Source organism: Paenacidovorax caeni (assembly GCF_001298675.1).
Classification (GTDB): Bacteria; Pseudomonadota; Gammaproteobacteria; order Burkholderiales; family Burkholderiaceae_C; genus Paenacidovorax; species Paenacidovorax caeni.
The window spans coordinates 1-14484 of record NZ_CYIG01000063.1; the positions used below are offsets into that span (position 1 = coordinate 1).

Consider the following 14484-nt stretch of genomic DNA (forward strand, 5'->3'; position numbering starts at 1 on the left):
GCCGCGTCCTTGATCACCAGCACCAAGGCGAAGGTGGCCAGCAGCTGCAGCAGTTCGGGTGCGCGGTAGATGCGGCGCAGCAGCAGCACCTCCACCGCCGCGCCCAGCAGGCCCACGGCCAGCGGCGCCAGCAGCAGCGCCGGCCAGAAGCCAAGCACACCGCCCAGTTGCTCGACGCAGGTGTAGGCGCCGTACAGCCCGAGCATGTAGAGCGAGCCGTGGGCAAAGTTGACGACGCGCAGGACGCCGAAGATGAGCGACAACCCAGCCGCCACCAGGAACAGCGTGGAGGCACCTGCCAAGCCGTTCAGAAGCTGAACCAATAACCCGGAAAAATCCATTGACCTATCCATTGCTGGCGTGCAAGCCCCCCCCCATGGCACTGGCGCATTCCAGGCCAGCCGCCACCGCGCAAGGGCTGCCCCTGCCGCGCCGGCGACGCCCCCTGGGGGGAGGACACCGCAGGCGACGCAGGCGGAATTACTGCCCCTTGCGGAGTTTTTTCACTTCCTCGTCGGAGGGCTGGAACTTGCTGCCGTCTTGGTAGCTGAAGTCCACCATCACGCCCTTGCCCTGGCGCAGTGCGGTCTTGCCGACGTAGGCGCCCATGGTGGACTGGTGGTCCTGCGCACGGTAGGTGATGGGGCCGAACGGCGTGTTGACTTCAAGGCTGCGGAACGCGGCGATGAGCTTCTCGGTATCCGCGCTGCCACCGGTCTTCTTCAACCCTTCGGCAATCGACAGGATGGCGTTGTAGCCCACGATGGAGCCCGCGCGTGGATAGTCCTTGAAGCGCTGCTGGTAGGCGTCGAGGAAGGCCTGGTGCGCGGGCGTCTGGATGGCGTACCAGGGGTAGCCGGTGACGATCCAGCCCTCGGGCGTCTCGCCCTTCAGGGTGTCGAGGTATTCCGGCTCGCCCGACAGCAGGCTGACCACACCGCGCCCCTGGAACAGGCCGCGCGTGTTGCCCTCGCGCACGAACTTGGCCAGGTCGGCGGCGAAGAGCACGTTGAAGATGGCGTCGGGCTTGGCGTCCTGCAGCGCCTGCACCACGCTGCCAGCATCAACCTTGCCCAGCGGCGTAGCCTGCTCAGCCACGAACTCCACCCCGGGCTGGGCCTGCTGCAGCAGCTTCTTGAACGTGGCCACGGCCGACTGGCCGTATTCGTAGTTGGGGTAGACGATGGCCCAGCGCTTTTTCTGCAGCTTGGCGGCCTCGGGCACGAGCATGGCCACCTGCATGTAGGTGGAGGGGCGCAGGCGGAAGGTGTAGCGGTTGCCCTGCTCCCAGACGATCTTGTCGGTGAGGGGCTCGGCGGCGAGGAAGAAGCGCTTCTTTTGCTGCGCGAAGTCGGTCAGCGCCAGGCCAACGTGCGAGAGAAAGCTGCCCATGAGCACATCGGCCTTCTCGCGCGTGAGCAGTTCCTCGGCAGCGCGCACGGCGTCGCCGGGGCTGGCGTTATCGTCGCGCGTGACCAGCTGCAGCTGCTTGCCCGCAATACCGCCGGCCGCGTTGACCTGCGCCACGGCCAGTTCCATGCCCTTCTTGTAGGGCTCCAGAAAAGCGGGCTGGGCCTTGTAGCTGTTGATTTCACCGATCTTGATCGTTCCCTGCGCGTGGGCGGCGCTCCAGCACAGGGCGAGCGCGGCGACGACGGTGGAAAGGGGCGAAGTCATGGGCATTCCTTGTCCGATATCAGTTCAGGGGCACAGCACTGTACCCGCACCGCGGGTTTGTCCGACAATGGACGGGTTTTCCCGCAAAACCCCTGCGGACCCCGGGTGGGGCCTTTTTGGCTTATGCCCATGGCGAATAAAAAATCGATGAAACTCCGCCGCCATCTTCATCAACCCATCCTGTCGATCTTTTCATGAGCGCATTCCTCGAAGAGCGAGTTCTCTCCGTACACCACTGGACCGACCGCCTGTTCTCCTTCACCACCACGCGCGACCCGGCCCTGCGTTTTTCCAATGGCCACTTCACCATGATCGGCCTGAAAGTGGACGGCAAGCCGCTGCTGCGCGCCTACTCCATCGCCAGCCCGAACTGGGAAGAGCATCTGGAGTTTCTGTCGATCAAGGTTCCGGACGGCCCGCTGACCTCGCGCCTGCAGAACATCCAGGTGGGCGACACCATCATCGTCGGCAAAAAGCCCACGGGGACGCTGCTCATCGACTACCTGCTGCCCGGCAAGAACCTGTACCTGATCGGCACCGGCACGGGCCTGGCCCCCTGGCTGTCGATCGTGCGCGACCCCGACACCTACGAGCGCTTCGAGAAAGTGGTGGTGGTGCATGGCGTGCGCCAAGTGGCCGAGCTGGCCTACCACGAGCTGTTCGAGAAGGAACTGCCCAACCACGAGCTGCTGGGCGACATCGTGCGCGACAAGCTGATTTACTACCCCACGGTGACGCGCGAGCCCTTCCGCAACCAGGGCCGCATCACCGACCTGATCACCAGCGGCGCCTTCCCAGCCAACATCGGCCTGCCGCCGCTGGACCCACTGACCGACCGCGTGATGCTCTGCGGCAGCCCCGCGATGTTGGCCGACCTGAAGGTGATGCTGGAAAAGCGCAACTTCGAAGAAGGCAACACCAGCACGCCGGGCGACTTCGTGATCGAACGGGCATTTGTAGAGAAATAAGCCTCCAGCCCTTACCTAGAAAGCGCTAGCAGCTATTGAATCAGTAGCTGCTGGCGCTTTTTTCCTGGGCCATTGCCAGGACTTCCATGGCCTGGGCCGGGTCGTCCGATTCGAGCACCTGCTGCGCCCAGGGCACAAGCTTGCGCGTGTCGGCGCGCAGCAGCTCCTGCTTCACGGCCAGAATCTGCGCCGGGTGCATGGAGAAGCTGCGCAGCCCCAGGCCGAGCAGCAACCGCGTCATGGCCACGTCGCCCGCCACCTCGCCGCACACGCTGACGCTCTTGCCCAGCTCGGCACCGGCGGCAATGACGTCGGCCACCAGGCGCAGCACGGCGGGGTGCAGCGGGTCGTACAGATGCGCCACCGACTCGTCGGCGCGGTCGATGGCCAGTGCGTACTGGATCAGGTCGTTGGTGCCGATCGACAGGTAGTCGAAATAGTGCAGGAAGCGCCGCGCCAGCAGCGCAGCGGCGGGCACCTCGATCATCGCGCCCAGGCGCACCGGGCCGTAGGCCACGCCGCGCGCATCCAGCTCGGCGCGGGCCAGATCGACCTGTGCCAGCGCCTGGTGGATCTCGCTGACGTGCGCGATCATTGGAAACAGCAGGTTGACCCGGCCATGTGCGGCTGCGCGCAGCACGGCGCGCAGCTGGGTGCGGAACATCACCGGGTCGGCCAGGCTCCAGCGGATAGCGCGCAGGCCCAGCGCGGGGTTCAGGTGGTCGTCCTTGTGGCCCTTCTCCAGCGGCTTGTCGGCGCCCACATCAATGGTGCGGATAGTCACCGGCAGGCCCTGCATCCCCTCGATGACCTGGCGGTACGCCTGGTACTGCTCTTCCTCGCCGGGCAGGTGGCTGCCCTTGCCCATGAACAGGAATTCGGTGCGGAACAGGCCCACGCCCACAGCCCCGGCGCGCACGGCAGCCGCGGCGTCCGCCGGCTGCTCGATGTTGGCCAGCAGCTCGACCTTGTGGCCGTCAATGGTCACGGCGGGCGTGTGGCGCAGGCGGATCAGGCGCTCGCGCTCCAGCTCGATCTGGCGCTGGCGAAAGCCGTACTCGGCCAGGATGATGGGCGAGGGATCGACGATGAGCACGCCCGCGTCGCCGTCGATGATGACCCAGTCGTCCTGGCGCACGAGCTGGCTGGCGGCGCGTGCACCGACCACGGCCGGGATGTCCATGCTGCGCGCGACGATGGCGGTATGGCTGGTCTTGCCGCCCACGTCGGTGACGAAGCCGGCGAACACGCTCTGCTTGAACTGCAGCAGGTCGGCCGGCGCAAGGTCGTTGGCCACGAGGACCAGCGGCACATCGGTGCCATCGCCCGGCAGCAGCTCCTGCTGGCCCGCCGCCGTGGGCGCGGGCGGCGGGGGTGCGGCCACGGGGCTGGCCACGCCCTTCATGTAGCGCAGGATGCGCTCGACCACCTGCTCCAGGTCCGCCTTGCGCTCGCGCAGGTAGTCGTCCTCCATCTCGTCGAACTGGCGCGAGATGACTTCGAGCTGCGTCACCAGCGCCCACTCGGCGTTGTACAGGCGCTCACTGATCCAGTGCTTGATGCCTGCGACCAGGGTCTCGTCCTGCAGCAGCATCAGGTGCACGTCGAGCAAGGCCGTCAGCTCCGCTGGCGCGTCGGGCGGCATCTCCACCTGCAGGCGCTGCAGTTCCTGCACCACCGCGTTGCGTCCGTTGCGCACGCGCTCGATCTCGGCGGGCACCTGCTCAGGCTGGATGAAGTAGTGCGCCACATCCAAGTGGCTGGCCGCCAGCAGCACCGCACGCCCGATGGCAATGCCCCGGGCAACGGCCAGTCCATGGATGGCGAAGGTCATGCGCGCTGCTCCGGGGTCACTGGCCTTCGCCGAACTTGTCGGCGATCAGCGCCAGCAGCGCGTCCATGGCCTCGCGCTCCTGCGGGCCGTCGGTCTCGATGTCCACCACGCTGCCCAGGCCCGCGGCCAGCATCATCACGCCCATGATGCTCTTGGCGTTGATGCGGCGCTCGCCCCGGCTCATGAACACCTCGCAGGGAAAGCTGCCCGCCATCTTGGTCAGCTTGGCGGACGCGCGGGCGTGCAGCCCGAGCTTATTGATGATGGTCGTGGTTTCTTTAATCATGGGATTTGCAGGGAATCGGCTGGGGCGCCACGCAGGCGGCCACCTGCATGACGCCGGCTTTGCCACCATCGACGGCGCGTGAGACCAGGCTGTCCACGTCTTCGTGGCGGTAGCACAGCGCACGCAGCAGCATGGGCAGGTTCACACCGCAGACCAGGCGCTGCGCCGGCATGCCCTCCACCAGCCGCTGGGCCACGTTGCAGGGCGTGGCGCCGAGCATGTCGGACAGCACCAGCGTGGGCGCCTGGGCGCCACCGCCCTGCGCCAGCAGCGCGCGTGCATGCGCCAGGGTGTCCTCGGGGGGCTCCTGCGGGGGGACGTCCAGCACCAGCAGATCGCCAGCGCAGTCGGGAAATACATGCAGCGCGCAGGCGCGCAGCGCCTCGGCCAGGGGGGCATGGGTGATGAGAAGAATGCGCGTGCTCATGGGATGGGTGTTTGCACGGCAATTATGCGGGTTCGGGGACAATGCGAACTTCGCCGACGCAGCGCAATCCCACGGATTCCCCCACGGCAAACACGTTGAGAACAGCAGTCATGGCCATCAAACATTGGATTACCGGCGTGGCACTCGCCGCCTTCGCAGGCATTGGCGCCTACGTCTACCTGGGCGCGGGCCAGCAGGCGGCGCCCTCCTCGACCTTCGTGCTGCTCGACGGCTCGCAGCAGACCACCGCCGACCTGCGCGGCAAGGTGACCCTGGTGAATTTCTGGGCCACGAGCTGCACCACCTGCGTGGCCGAGATGCCCGACATCGTGCGCACCTACGACAAGTACCGCGCCCAGGGCTTCGAGACCCTGGCCGTAGCCATGAGCTACGACCCGCCCAGCTACGTGGTGAACTTCGCCGAGTCGCGCAAGCTGCCGTTTAAGGTCGCCATCGACAACACGGGGGCCGTGGCGCGCGCCTGGGGCGACATCAAGATCACCCCCACCACCTATATCGTCAACAAGCGCGGTGAGATCGTGAAGAGCTACGTGGGCGCCCCCGACTTTGCCGAGCTGCACCGGCTCATCGAGAAACTGCTGGCCGAGACGTGAGGGCCAAGCGAAAGGGCCTGCTTCACGCATGAAACAGGCCCTCAACGCTTTCTGGACAAGCGCCAGCAGCTATCTATTCAGTAGCATTTATCACTTGTTGCGGTACGCGTCGTGGCAGGCCTTGCAGGTGCCAGCGGCGTCGCCAAAGGCCGCCTTGAGGTTGTCCAGGTTGCCGGTCTTGGCGGCGGCGGCCAGCTTCACGGCCTCGGCCTCAAACTTGTCGGCGTGCTCCTTGTACTTGGCCTGCTCCTTCCAGATGGCGGGCTTGGCCTTGCCGCCCTCGGTGCCGGCGCCGAAGCCCGCCCAGGGCAGCTTGGACATGTTCAGCACCACCTCGGCATTGTCCTGCGCGGCCTTGGCATCGAAGGGGATCTTGCCCTGCGCCATGGCGCCAAGGCGGCCAAAGTGCTGGCCGATCACGAACAGCGCGCCCTGGCGGTACTTGATGGCCTCCTCCGCCTTGGCGAACTGGGCGGCGGCGGGTGCCGACAGCGTGGCGGCCACGGCGGCCAGGGCAAGTGCTGCAATCGTCTTCATCGGGAACTTCCTTTCTGGTGGAGGTCAAAAAACCTTTTAGGCGATAGGGAGTATCGCCGTGGCGCGGAGTTCCCTTGCGCGACCGCGCCGCCTTTTTCTGAAAGCACCGTTATGGCCCATTCCGTCCGCATCTGGGACCTGCCCACCCGCCTTTTCCACTGGAGCCTGGCCGCCTGCGTGATCGGCCTGTTCATCAGCGCCAAGATGGGCGGCAACGCCATGGTCTGGCACCTGCGCCTGGGCTATGCGGTGCTGGCGCTGCTGTTGTTCCGCCTGTGCTGGGGCTTCATCGGCGGGCGCTGGTCGCGCTTCTCGGCCTTTCTGTATTCCCCCGCCCGCGTGCTGCGCTACCTGCGCGGCCAGGGCGACGCGCGCGACGGCGTGGGCCACAACCCGCTGGGCGCGCTCTCGGTGTTCGGCCTGCTCGGCATACTGGCGCTGCAGGTGGGCAGCGGCCTGCTCAGCGACGATGAAATTGCCTTCTCCGGCCCGCTCACGCGCTTCGTGTCGGGCGACACCGTGGGCCAGGCCACGGCCTACCACACCGGCTGGGGCCAGGGGCTGCTGATCGCGCTGGTGCTGCTGCACATCGCCGCCATCGTCTTCTACACCGTGGCCAAGCGGCAAGCCATGGTCGGCCCCATGCTGCGGGGCGACAAGGAGTTGCCCACGGCGGTGCCTGCGTCGCGCGACGACGCGCGCACGCGCTTGGCGGCGGCTGCCGTGCTGGCCCTGGCCAGCGGTGCGGCATGGTGGGTGGCGCAGCTCGGCGCCTTCTGACCGGGGCTCACGCAGCCGCTACACTGCCCTTTTCGCTCCCGCATTCCGCCCGTGGAACACGCCGCCGTCACTTTGTTCGTACCGACGCAGCCCGCCGAGATAGACGCTGTCCGCGAAATCTTCCGTGAATACGCCGAGAGCCTGGGCGTGGACCTGGGTTTCCAGGATTTCGAGGCCGAGTTGGCCAGCCTGCCCGGGGACTACGCCGCGCCACGCGGCCAGCTGCTGTTGGCCACCGTCGATGGCAGCATCGCCGGCTGCTGCGCACTGCGTCCGCTCGATACCAGCGACTATCCCAATGCGGCCGAAATGAAGCGCCTGTACGTGCGCAAGGCGTTTCGGGGCTTCGGCCTGGGGCGGCAACTGGCGGAAGCCATTCTGGACGTGGCGCGCCAGACGGGCTACGCCTGCGTGCTGCTCGATACGCTCGACGACATGGAGGCGGCTCGGGCGCTGTACACCGAGCTGGGCTTTGGGGAAATACCGCCCTACTACCACAACCCTGTGGCGGGCGCACACTACCTTAAGGCCGATATTTTTTAATAAAAAAAGGCGCCAGCCCTTATGGGGCAAGCGCCAGCAGCTCCTTTTTTAGGAGTTTCAGCCCTTGGCTTGGGCAAGCAGCGTGGCGGCGTCGCTGACCTCGAACTTGCCGGGTGCCTCAACGTTCAGCGTGACCACCTTGCCGTCCTTGACCAGCATGGAGTAGCGGTTGCTGCGCAGGCCCAGGCCCTTGCCGTGCAGGTCCAGCGTCAAGCCCGTGGCCTTGGCAAACGCGGCGTCGCCATCGGCCAGCATGCGCACCTTGCCGGCCGTCTTCTGGTCACGCGCCCAGGCGCCCATGACAAAGGCGTCGTTGACGGCCAGGCACCAGATTTCGTCCACGCCAGCGGCCTTGAACGCCTCAGCCTGCGCCACGTAACCCGGCACATGCTGGGCCGAGCAGGTGGGGGTAAACGCGCCTGGCACGGCGAACAGGGCAATGGTCTTGCCTGCCGTGGCCTTCTGCACGTCCACGGGGTTCGGGCCCAGGCTGCAGCCGTTGCCTTCGACCTCGACAAACTCCATCAGCGTGGCTGCGGGCAGTGCCTCTCCGACCTTGATCATGTGTGACTCCTAGGGATGAAAAAAAACGACCCACATTGTGGGTCGTTTCGCGGGGCATTGCTGCCCAGGTGCCGAGAGGGCTTAGACCAGTGCGGCCTTTTGCACCAAGCGGGTAGCCACCCAGTTCTTGGTCTTGGACAGCGGGCGGCTTTCCGTGATCTCGATCACGTCACCCATGTGGTACTCGTTGTTTTCGTCGTGCGCGTGGTACTTGCTCGACTTGGCAACGATCTTGCCGTACAGCTCGTGCTTGACGCGGCGCTCAACGAGCACGGTCACCGTCTTGGCACGCTTATCGCTGACCACCTTGCCAATCAAGGTGCGCTTGAGGGATGGTTTAGCTTCCGTCATGTTCGCTTCCTTAATCACTTGGCGGCTTGCTTTTCAGCAAGAATGGTCTTGGCACGGGCAATGTCACGGCGCGTAGCGCGCAGCGTGGCGGTGTTGCCCAGCTGTTGCGTGGCCTTCTGCATACGCAGACCGAAGTGGGCCTTTTGCAGGGCCTTCACTTCAGCTTCCAGAGCGGCCACGTCTTTTTGGCGGAGTTCAGCAGCTTTCGTCATGTTGATTCTCCTTAAGCGCCAATTTGACGGGACACGAAGGTCGTGCGCAGGGGCAGCTTGGCAGCGGCCAGGCGGAATGCCTCGCGCGCCAGCTCTTCAGGCACACCAACGATCTCATAGAGCATCTTGCCGGGCTGGATCTCAGCCACGTAGTACTCGGGGTTGCCCTTACCGTTGCCCATACGGACTTCGGCAGGCTTGGTCGAGATCGGCTTATCGGGGAAGACACGGATCCAGATACGACCACCGCGCTTGACGTGGCGCGAAATGGCGCGGCGAGCCGCTTCGATCTGGCGGGCCGTCAGACGGCCACGGTCCGTGGACTTCAGGCCAAAGTCGCCAAACGACACAGCATTGCCACGGGTGGCGATACCGGTGTTGCGACCCTTTTGTTCCTTACGGAACTTACGGCGTGCAGGTTGCAGCATGTTTATTCTCCTTTACCGTCCGCTGCTGTAGCGGGCGCGTCATTACGAACGCGCTTAACGGAGTCTGCGCCAGCGCCAGCGGGCTTGTCGCTACCGTCAGCAGGTGCAGCATTGGTGCCAGCCGGACGGCGGCCACCACGGCCGGCGCCATCACGGCGGCCATCGCCACGGCCATCACGGCGCGGACCACGGGGACGGCGCTCTTCTTCAGGGCGCGGCGTCTCAGCAGCCGGCAGGTCGTTGCGGCCCAGCGTATCGCCCTTGTAGACCCACACCTTCACGCCGATCACACCGTAGGTGGTCTTGGCTTCGGAGGTGCCGTAGTCGATGTCAGCGCGCAGGGTGTGCAGCGGCACACGGCCTTCGCGGTACCACTCGGTACGTGCGATTTCGATGCCGTTCAGACGGCCCGACGACATGATCTTGATGCCCTGGGCACCCAGACGCATGGCGTTCTGCATCGCGCGCTTCATGGCGCGGCGGAACATGATGCGCTTTTCGAGCTGCTGGGTGATGCTGTCGGCGATCAGCTTGGCATCGATTTCGGGCTTGCGCACTTCCTCGATGTTCACTGCGACGGGCACGCCCAGGCGGGTCGCGAGTTCCTTCTTCAGGTTCTCGATGTCCTCGCCCTTCTTGCCAATGACAACGCCAGGACGTGCCGAGAAGATCGTGATACGGGCGTTCTTGGCAGGACGCTCAATCAGGATGCGCGACACGGCGGCGTTCTTCAGCTTGGCCTTCAGGAACTCGCGCACCTTGATGTCTTCGGCCAGCATGCCGGCGAAGTCACGGTTGCTCGCGTACCAGCGGCTGGCCCAGTTGCGGCTCACAGCAAGGCGGAAGCCGGTAGGATGGATTTTCTGTCCCATATTCTTCCTTTGGCCTCAGTTACCCACGGTCACGTAGATGTGGCAGGTAGGCTTGCTGATGCGGTTGCCGCGGCCCTTGGCGCGCGCGGTGAAGCGCTTGAGCGTTGCACCTTGCTCGACGTAGATGGTCTTTACCTTCAGTTCGTCGATGTCGGCGCCGTCGTTGTGCTCGGCGTTGGCGATGGCGGACTCCAGCACCTTCTTGACGATGCCCGCAGCTTTTTTCTGCGTGAACGTCAGGATGTTGAGGGCTTGGTCCACTTTTTTGCCGCGGATCAAATCCGCGACCAGGCGACCCTTGTCAACCGACAAACGGACGCCACGCAGGACTGCACGTGTTTCAGACATGGTCATTCCTTACTTCTTGGCCTTCTTGTCGGCGGGGTGACCCTTGAAGGTGCGCGTCAGGGCGAATTCGCCCAGCTTGTGGCCCACCATCTGGTCGGTGACGTAGACCGGCACGTGCTGCTTGCCGTTGTGCACGGCAATGGTCAGACCGATGAAATCGGGCAGAACCATGGAGCGACGCGACCAGGTCTTGACGGGCTTCTTGTCCTTGGTGGCAATGGCCTTTTCGACCTTGGCCAGCAAGTGATGGTCAACAAACGGACCCTTTTTGACGGAACGAGTCATTTGCTACCTCTTACTTCTTGCGACGCGACACGATCATGGTCTGCGTGCGCTTGTTGTTGCGGGTGCGGTAGCCCTTCGTCAAGTTGCCCCATGGGTCAACTGCGTGACGGCCTTCGCCAGTACGGCCCTCACCACCACCGTGCGGGTGGTCGATCGGGTTCATGGCCACACCACGCACCGTCGGGCGGATACCCATCCAGCGCTTCACACCGGCCTTGCCGAGCTGGCGCAGGCTGTGCTCTTCGTTGGCGACCTCACCAATGGTGGCGCGGCACTCGATGTGAATCTTGCGCACTTCGCCCGAACGCATACGCACCTGGGCGTAGATGCCTTCGCGGGCCAGCAGGGTGGCAGAGGTACCCGCCGAGCGGGCGATCTGTGCACCAGCACCGGGCTTGAGCTCGATGCAGTGGATGGTCGAACCCACGGGAATGTTGCGAATCGGCAGCGTGTTACCGACGCGGATAGGCGCCTCGGAACCGCTCACGATAGTTGCACCCACTTCCAGGTTGCGCGGCGCAATGATGTAACGACGCTCGCCGTCGGCATAGCACACCAGAGCGATGTGGGCCGTACGGTTCGGGTCGTACTCGATGCGCTCGACCTTGGCGGTGATGGCATCCTTGTTGCGACGGAAGTCAACCACGCGATAGTGGTGCTTGTGGCCACCGCCCTTATGGCGGGTGGTGATGTGACCGTTGTTGTTACGGCCGGCCTTCTGGAACTGGGGCTCCAGCAGACCAGCGAACGGTGCACCCTTGTGCAGGTGGTCACGCGAAACCTTCACCGCGCCACGTTGGCCCGGGGAAGTCGGTTTGATCTTGATAACGGCCATGGTTTACGCAGCCTCCCCGGACAGGTTCAGCTCTTGACCTTCCTTCAGCGTCACATAGGCCTTGCGCACGTTGTCGCGGCGGCCGATGGTCTTGCCAAAGCGCTTGGTCTTGCCTTTGGTGTTCACCACAGAAACACCCTTCACTTCCACCTTGAACAACAGTTCCACGGCGGCCTTGATTTCGGGCTTGGTTGCGTTCTGCAGCACCTTGAACGTCACGGCGTTGGACTTTTCGGCAACCATGGTGGCCTTTTCGGACACGATGGGAGCGACCAACACTTGCATCAGACGGCCTTCGTCAAACTTGAGCGTGCTCATGCGAACATCTCCTTGAGTTTGTCGATAGCGCCCTTGGTGACGAGCACTTTCTTGAAATGCACCAGCGACACGGGGTCTGCATAACGCGGCTCGACAACGAACACGTTCTTCAGATTGCGCGAAGCGAGGTACAGGTTTTCATCGACCTCATCGGCGATCACCATCACCGACTCCAGGTTCATGGCCTTGAACTTGTCAGCCAGCACCTTGGTCTTGGGGGTATCGACCTTGATGGAATCCACCACGGCCAGGCGGCCTTCGCGGGCCAGCTGGGACAGAATGGAGGCCATACCAGCGCGGTACATCTTCTTGTTGATCTTCTGCGTGAAGTTTTCTTCAGGCAGGTTCGGGAAGATGCGACCGCCCCCACGCCACAGCGGCGAGGAGGTCATACCGGCACGCGCGTTGCCGGTGCCCTTTTGCTTGAAGGGCTTCTTGGTCGAGTGACGCACCTGCTCACGATCCTTCTGGGCACGGGTACCCTGACGGCCGTTGGCACGGTAAGCAACCACGATCTGGTGGATCAGGTCTTCGTTGTATTGGCGATCGAACACGGTCTCGGGCACGTCGATCTTGGACGCGGCCTGACCTTGTTCATTCAGGAGTTCGAGCTGCATTAGTTCGCTCCTTTGGAAGCTTTGGCCTTGATGGCGGGACGCACCGTCACGAAGCCACCCTTGGAGCCCGGAACAGCGCCCTTGATCAAGAGCAGTTGGCGTGCTTCGTCGATACGAACCACGTCGAGGTTTTGCGTCGTGACGGTGACATCACCCAGATGACCCGTCATCTTCTTGCCAGGGAACACGCGGCCCGGATCCTGCGCCATACCGATGGAGCCAGGAACATTGTGCGAGCGGCTGTTACCGTGCGAAGCACGCTGCGAACCGAAGTTGTGGCGCTTGATGGTACCGGCGTAGCCCTTACCAATCGAAGTGCCTTGCACATCGACCTTCTGGCCCACAGCAAACACATCGGTCACCGGCACGGCAGTACCAGCAGCGTACTTGCCAGCGATCTCGGGGGTCACGCGGAATTCGCGGATGATTTCACCGGCTTCAACGCCCGCCTTGGCGAGGTGACCGGCTTCGGGCTTGGTCACGCGCGAAACGCGGCGCGAACCGAACGTGACCTGCAGGGACACGTAGCCATCGTTCTCTTGGGTTTTGACCTGGGTGACGCGGTTGTTCGACACATCCACCACCGTGACAGGCACTGCGTCCCCATCATCGGTGAACAGACGCATCATGCCCACCTTGCGGCCCAGCAGCCCCATGGAGGTGCTCAGACTCATTGGTTTTCTCCAAAACTTCCACCGCCGCAACTTCAATTGGCTGCGCCGTTTGCACCTGCAAACCAAAAGGCCCGCGTGCGTGAAAGACGGTTGATAAAGCTTCGCCCACCCACAAGGGGTGAGCGAAGCCGCAAAGTATAACGCGGACTGCTTTGACAAGCAAGTCCGCGCTACACCGGGAAGCTACAGCAAGTTTACTGCAGCTTGATCTCGACGTCCACGCCAGCCGGCAGGTCCAGCTTCATCAGGGCGTCCACGGTCTTGTCGGTGGGGTCCACGATGTCCATCAGACGCTGGTGCGTGCGGATTTCGAACTGGTCGCGGCTCGACTTGTTGACGTGCGGCGAACGCAGGATGTCGAAGCGCTTCATGCGCGTCGGCAGGGGTACCGGACCCTTGACGATGGCACCAGTGCGCTTGGCGGTATCAACGATTTCTGCGGCGGATTGGTCGATCAGCTTGTAATCGAACGCCTTCAGACGGATACGGATCTTTTGCTTGGACATTGGGTATTCCTTATCTGCAGATGGTGAGGATTACTCAATGATCTTGGCCACAACGCCAGCACCCACGGTGCGACCGCCTTCGCGGATAGCGAAGCGCAGGCCTTCTTCCATGGCGATGGGGTTGATCAGCTTGACGGTGATCGACACGTTGTCGCCAGGCATCACCATTTCCTTGTCGGCGGGCAGCTCGATGGAGCCGGTCACGTCGGTGGTACGGAAATAGAACTGCGGACGGTAGTTGTTGAAGAAGGGGGTGTGACGGCCGCCTTCGTCCTTGCTCAGCACATACACCTCAGCCGTGAAGTGGGTGTGGGGCTTGATGGAGCCGGGCTTGCACAGCACTTGGCCGCGCTCGACTTCTTCACGCTTGGTGCCGCGCAGCAGCAGGCCGACGTTGTCGCCAGCTTGACCCTGGTCCAGCAGCTTGCGGAACATTTCCACGCCGGTGCAGGTGGTCTTCTGGGTGTCACGGATACCGACGATTTCGATTTCTTCGCCGACCTTGATCACGCCGCGCTCGACACGGCCAGTCACCACGGTGCCGCGACCCGAGATGGAGAACACGTCTTCCACGGGCATCAGGAAAGCACCGTCCACAGCGCGCTCAGGCGTGGGGATGTAGGTGTCCAGGGCTTCGGCCAGCTTGTCGATGGCTTGCTCGCCCAGGGGGCCCTTGTCGCCTTCCAGGGCCAGCTTGGCCGAACCACGGATGATGGGGGTGTCGTCGCCAGGGAAGCTGTACTTGGACAGCAGCTCGCGCACTTCCATTTCGACGAGTTCCAGCAGTTCTTCGTCGTCCACCATGTCG

23 protein-coding genes are annotated in these 14484 nt (G+C 63.8%); 4 read left to right on the top strand and 19 right to left on the bottom strand.

The features are described 5' to 3' along the window. Positions 1 to 341 (bottom strand): ABC transporter permease subunit (locus BN2503_RS17430; protein WP_434799882.1); only part of this gene is annotated, 341 nt, incomplete at its 3' end. A gap of 139 nt (positions 342 to 480) precedes the next feature. After that, on the bottom strand, positions 481 to 1677 hold the full coding sequence (locus tag BN2503_RS17435) for an ABC transporter substrate-binding protein (RefSeq protein WP_054257886.1): 1197 nt from the start codon (positions 1675 to 1677) through the stop codon (positions 481 to 483). Between the two features lie 194 nt (positions 1678 to 1871). Here BN2503_RS17435 and BN2503_RS17440 point away from each other — a divergent pair, with 194 nt between their 5' ends. Next, on the top strand, positions 1872 to 2645 hold the full coding sequence (locus BN2503_RS17440; RefSeq protein ID WP_054257887.1) for a ferredoxin--NADP reductase: 774 nt from the start codon (positions 1872 to 1874) through the stop codon (positions 2643 to 2645). 40 nt (positions 2646 to 2685) lie between these two features. Here BN2503_RS17440 and ptsP read toward each other — a convergent pair whose 3' ends face one another. From ptsP to BN2503_RS17455, 3 genes are read right to left on the bottom strand one after another with little or no spacing between them, the layout of a single operon-like run. Continuing rightward, complete coding sequence (gene ptsP / locus BN2503_RS17445) at positions 2686 to 4479, bottom strand: phosphoenolpyruvate--protein phosphotransferase (RefSeq protein ID WP_054257888.1); 1794 nt, start codon at positions 4477 to 4479, stop codon at positions 2686 to 2688. Between the two features lie 16 nt (positions 4480 to 4495). Next, the gene (locus tag BN2503_RS17450; RefSeq protein WP_054257889.1) at positions 4496 to 4765 is read right to left on the bottom strand and encodes an HPr family phosphocarrier protein; all 270 of its coding nucleotides are present in this window, start codon (positions 4763 to 4765) and stop codon (positions 4496 to 4498) included. Further along, on the bottom strand, positions 4758 to 5192 hold the full coding sequence (locus BN2503_RS17455; protein WP_054257890.1) for a PTS sugar transporter subunit IIA: 435 nt from the start codon (positions 5190 to 5192) through the stop codon (positions 4758 to 4760). The genes BN2503_RS17450 and BN2503_RS17455 overlap by 8 nt, the downstream gene beginning before the upstream one ends. A gap of 110 nt (positions 5193 to 5302) precedes the next feature. Here BN2503_RS17455 and BN2503_RS17460 point away from each other — a divergent pair, with 110 nt between their 5' ends. After that, a complete protein-coding gene (locus BN2503_RS17460; RefSeq protein ID WP_054257891.1) occupies positions 5303 to 5806 on the top strand; it encodes a TlpA disulfide reductase family protein in 504 nt (167 codons plus the stop codon). Between the two features lie 90 nt (positions 5807 to 5896). Here BN2503_RS17460 and BN2503_RS17465 read toward each other — a convergent pair whose 3' ends face one another. Beyond that, positions 5897 to 6343, bottom strand: a complete 447-nt coding sequence (locus BN2503_RS17465) for a c-type cytochrome (protein WP_054257892.1) — start codon at positions 6341 to 6343, stop codon at positions 5897 to 5899. Between the two features lie 111 nt (positions 6344 to 6454). Here BN2503_RS17465 and BN2503_RS17470 point away from each other — a divergent pair, with 111 nt between their 5' ends. Then, a complete protein-coding gene (locus BN2503_RS17470; RefSeq protein ID WP_054257893.1) occupies positions 6455 to 7123 on the top strand; it encodes a cytochrome b/b6 domain-containing protein in 669 nt (222 codons plus the stop codon). 51 nt (positions 7124 to 7174) lie between these two features. Then, positions 7175 to 7666, top strand: coding sequence for a GNAT family N-acetyltransferase (locus tag BN2503_RS17475; RefSeq protein ID WP_054257894.1), 492 nt, complete (start codon positions 7175 to 7177; stop codon positions 7664 to 7666). 57 nt (positions 7667 to 7723) lie between these two features. Here the strand turns inward: BN2503_RS17475 and BN2503_RS17480 are convergent, their stop codons facing one another. The 13 genes from BN2503_RS17480 to BN2503_RS17540 form a co-directional block, all read right to left on the bottom strand. After that, complete coding sequence (locus BN2503_RS17480) at positions 7724 to 8230, bottom strand: peroxiredoxin (RefSeq protein WP_054257895.1); 507 nt, start codon at positions 8228 to 8230, stop codon at positions 7724 to 7726. 81 nt (positions 8231 to 8311) lie between these two features. After that, entirely contained in the window at positions 8312 to 8581 is a 270-nt protein-coding gene (gene rpsQ, locus BN2503_RS17485) for a 30S ribosomal protein S17 (RefSeq protein ID WP_054257905.1), read from the bottom strand. Positions 8582 to 8595: 14 nt separating this feature from the next. Further along, positions 8596 to 8793, bottom strand: a complete 198-nt coding sequence (gene rpmC / locus BN2503_RS17490; protein WP_054257896.1) for a 50S ribosomal protein L29 — start codon at positions 8791 to 8793, stop codon at positions 8596 to 8598. Between the two features lie 11 nt (positions 8794 to 8804). Next, a complete protein-coding gene (gene rplP / locus BN2503_RS17495; protein WP_054257897.1) occupies positions 8805 to 9221 on the bottom strand; it encodes a 50S ribosomal protein L16 in 417 nt (138 codons plus the stop codon). Positions 9222 to 9223: 2 nt separating this feature from the next. Next, positions 9224 to 10093, bottom strand: coding sequence for a 30S ribosomal protein S3 (gene rpsC / locus BN2503_RS17500; protein WP_054257898.1), 870 nt, complete (start codon positions 10091 to 10093; stop codon positions 9224 to 9226). A 15-nt stretch (positions 10094 to 10108) separates the two neighbouring features. Beyond that, complete coding sequence (gene rplV / locus BN2503_RS17505; RefSeq protein WP_054257906.1) at positions 10109 to 10441, bottom strand: 50S ribosomal protein L22; 333 nt, start codon at positions 10439 to 10441, stop codon at positions 10109 to 10111. A 9-nt stretch (positions 10442 to 10450) separates the two neighbouring features. Beyond that, complete coding sequence (gene rpsS / locus BN2503_RS17510) at positions 10451 to 10726, bottom strand: 30S ribosomal protein S19 (RefSeq protein ID WP_054257899.1); 276 nt, start codon at positions 10724 to 10726, stop codon at positions 10451 to 10453. A gap of 10 nt (positions 10727 to 10736) precedes the next feature. Continuing rightward, positions 10737 to 11561, bottom strand: coding sequence for a 50S ribosomal protein L2 (gene rplB / locus BN2503_RS17515; RefSeq protein ID WP_054257900.1), 825 nt, complete (start codon positions 11559 to 11561; stop codon positions 10737 to 10739). A gap of 3 nt (positions 11562 to 11564) precedes the next feature. Continuing rightward, positions 11565 to 11879, bottom strand: coding sequence for a 50S ribosomal protein L23 (gene rplW / locus BN2503_RS17520; RefSeq protein ID WP_054257901.1), 315 nt, complete (start codon positions 11877 to 11879; stop codon positions 11565 to 11567). Continuing rightward, positions 11876 to 12496 carry a 50S ribosomal protein L4 gene (gene rplD / locus BN2503_RS17525; protein WP_054257902.1) on the bottom strand — a complete coding sequence of 207 codons (621 nt, stop codon included), beginning with the start codon at positions 12494 to 12496 and terminating at the stop codon, positions 11876 to 11878. The genes rplW and rplD overlap by 4 nt, the downstream gene beginning before the upstream one ends. Further along, complete coding sequence (gene rplC / locus BN2503_RS17530) at positions 12496 to 13170, bottom strand: 50S ribosomal protein L3 (protein ID WP_054257903.1); 675 nt, start codon at positions 13168 to 13170, stop codon at positions 12496 to 12498. The genes rplD and rplC overlap by 1 nt, the downstream gene beginning before the upstream one ends. A 194-nt stretch (positions 13171 to 13364) precedes the next feature. After that, positions 13365 to 13676: a 30S ribosomal protein S10 gene (gene rpsJ, locus BN2503_RS17535; RefSeq protein WP_054257904.1), complete on the bottom strand. Its 312-nt coding sequence runs from the start codon at positions 13674 to 13676 to the stop codon at positions 13365 to 13367. A 30-nt stretch (positions 13677 to 13706) separates the two neighbouring features. Further along, positions 13707 to 14484, bottom strand: a 778-nt coding sequence (locus tag BN2503_RS17540) for an elongation factor Tu (protein ID WP_148639774.1), incomplete at its 5' end; no start/stop codon positions are given.

Coding starts and splice junctions, on each gene's coding strand:
- BN2503_RS17435 (WP_054257886.1), bottom strand. CDS start 1,677: ATGACTTCGCCCCTTTCCACCGTCGTCGCCGCGCTCGCCCTGTGCTGG.
- BN2503_RS17440 (WP_054257887.1), top strand. CDS start 1,872: ATGAGCGCATTCCTCGAAGAGCGAGTTCTCTCCGTACACCACTGGACC.
- ptsP (WP_054257888.1), bottom strand. CDS start 4,479: ATGACCTTCGCCATCCATGGACTGGCCGTTGCCCGGGGCATTGCCATC.
- BN2503_RS17450 (WP_054257889.1), bottom strand. CDS start 4,765: ATGATTAAAGAAACCACGACCATCATCAATAAGCTCGGGCTGCACGCC.
- BN2503_RS17455 (WP_054257890.1), bottom strand. CDS start 5,192: ATGAGCACGCGCATTCTTCTCATCACCCATGCCCCCCTGGCCGAGGCG.
- BN2503_RS17460 (WP_054257891.1), top strand. CDS start 5,303: ATGGCCATCAAACATTGGATTACCGGCGTGGCACTCGCCGCCTTCGCA.
- BN2503_RS17465 (WP_054257892.1), bottom strand. CDS start 6,343: ATGAAGACGATTGCAGCACTTGCCCTGGCCGCCGTGGCCGCCACGCTG.
- BN2503_RS17470 (WP_054257893.1), top strand. CDS start 6,455: ATGGCCCATTCCGTCCGCATCTGGGACCTGCCCACCCGCCTTTTCCAC.
- BN2503_RS17480 (WP_054257895.1), bottom strand. CDS start 8,230: ATGATCAAGGTCGGAGAGGCACTGCCCGCAGCCACGCTGATGGAGTTT.
- rpsQ (WP_054257905.1), bottom strand. CDS start 8,581: ATGACGGAAGCTAAACCATCCCTCAAGCGCACCTTGATTGGCAAGGTG.
- rpmC (WP_054257896.1), bottom strand. CDS start 8,793: ATGACGAAAGCTGCTGAACTCCGCCAAAAAGACGTGGCCGCTCTGGAA.
- rplP (WP_054257897.1), bottom strand. CDS start 9,221: ATGCTGCAACCTGCACGCCGTAAGTTCCGTAAGGAACAAAAGGGTCGC.
- rpsC (WP_054257898.1), bottom strand. CDS start 10,093: ATGGGACAGAAAATCCATCCTACCGGCTTCCGCCTTGCTGTGAGCCGC.
- rplV (WP_054257906.1), bottom strand. CDS start 10,441: ATGTCTGAAACACGTGCAGTCCTGCGTGGCGTCCGTTTGTCGGTTGAC.
- rpsS (WP_054257899.1), bottom strand. CDS start 10,726: ATGACTCGTTCCGTCAAAAAGGGTCCGTTTGTTGACCATCACTTGCTG.
- rplB (WP_054257900.1), bottom strand. CDS start 11,561: ATGGCCGTTATCAAGATCAAACCGACTTCCCCGGGCCAACGTGGCGCG.
- rplW (WP_054257901.1), bottom strand. CDS start 11,879: ATGAGCACGCTCAAGTTTGACGAAGGCCGTCTGATGCAAGTGTTGGTC.
- rplD (WP_054257902.1), bottom strand. CDS start 12,496: ATGCAGCTCGAACTCCTGAATGAACAAGGTCAGGCCGCGTCCAAGATC.
- rplC (WP_054257903.1), bottom strand. CDS start 13,170: ATGAGTCTGAGCACCTCCATGGGGCTGCTGGGCCGCAAGGTGGGCATG.
- rpsJ (WP_054257904.1), bottom strand. CDS start 13,676: ATGTCCAAGCAAAAGATCCGTATCCGTCTGAAGGCGTTCGATTACAAG.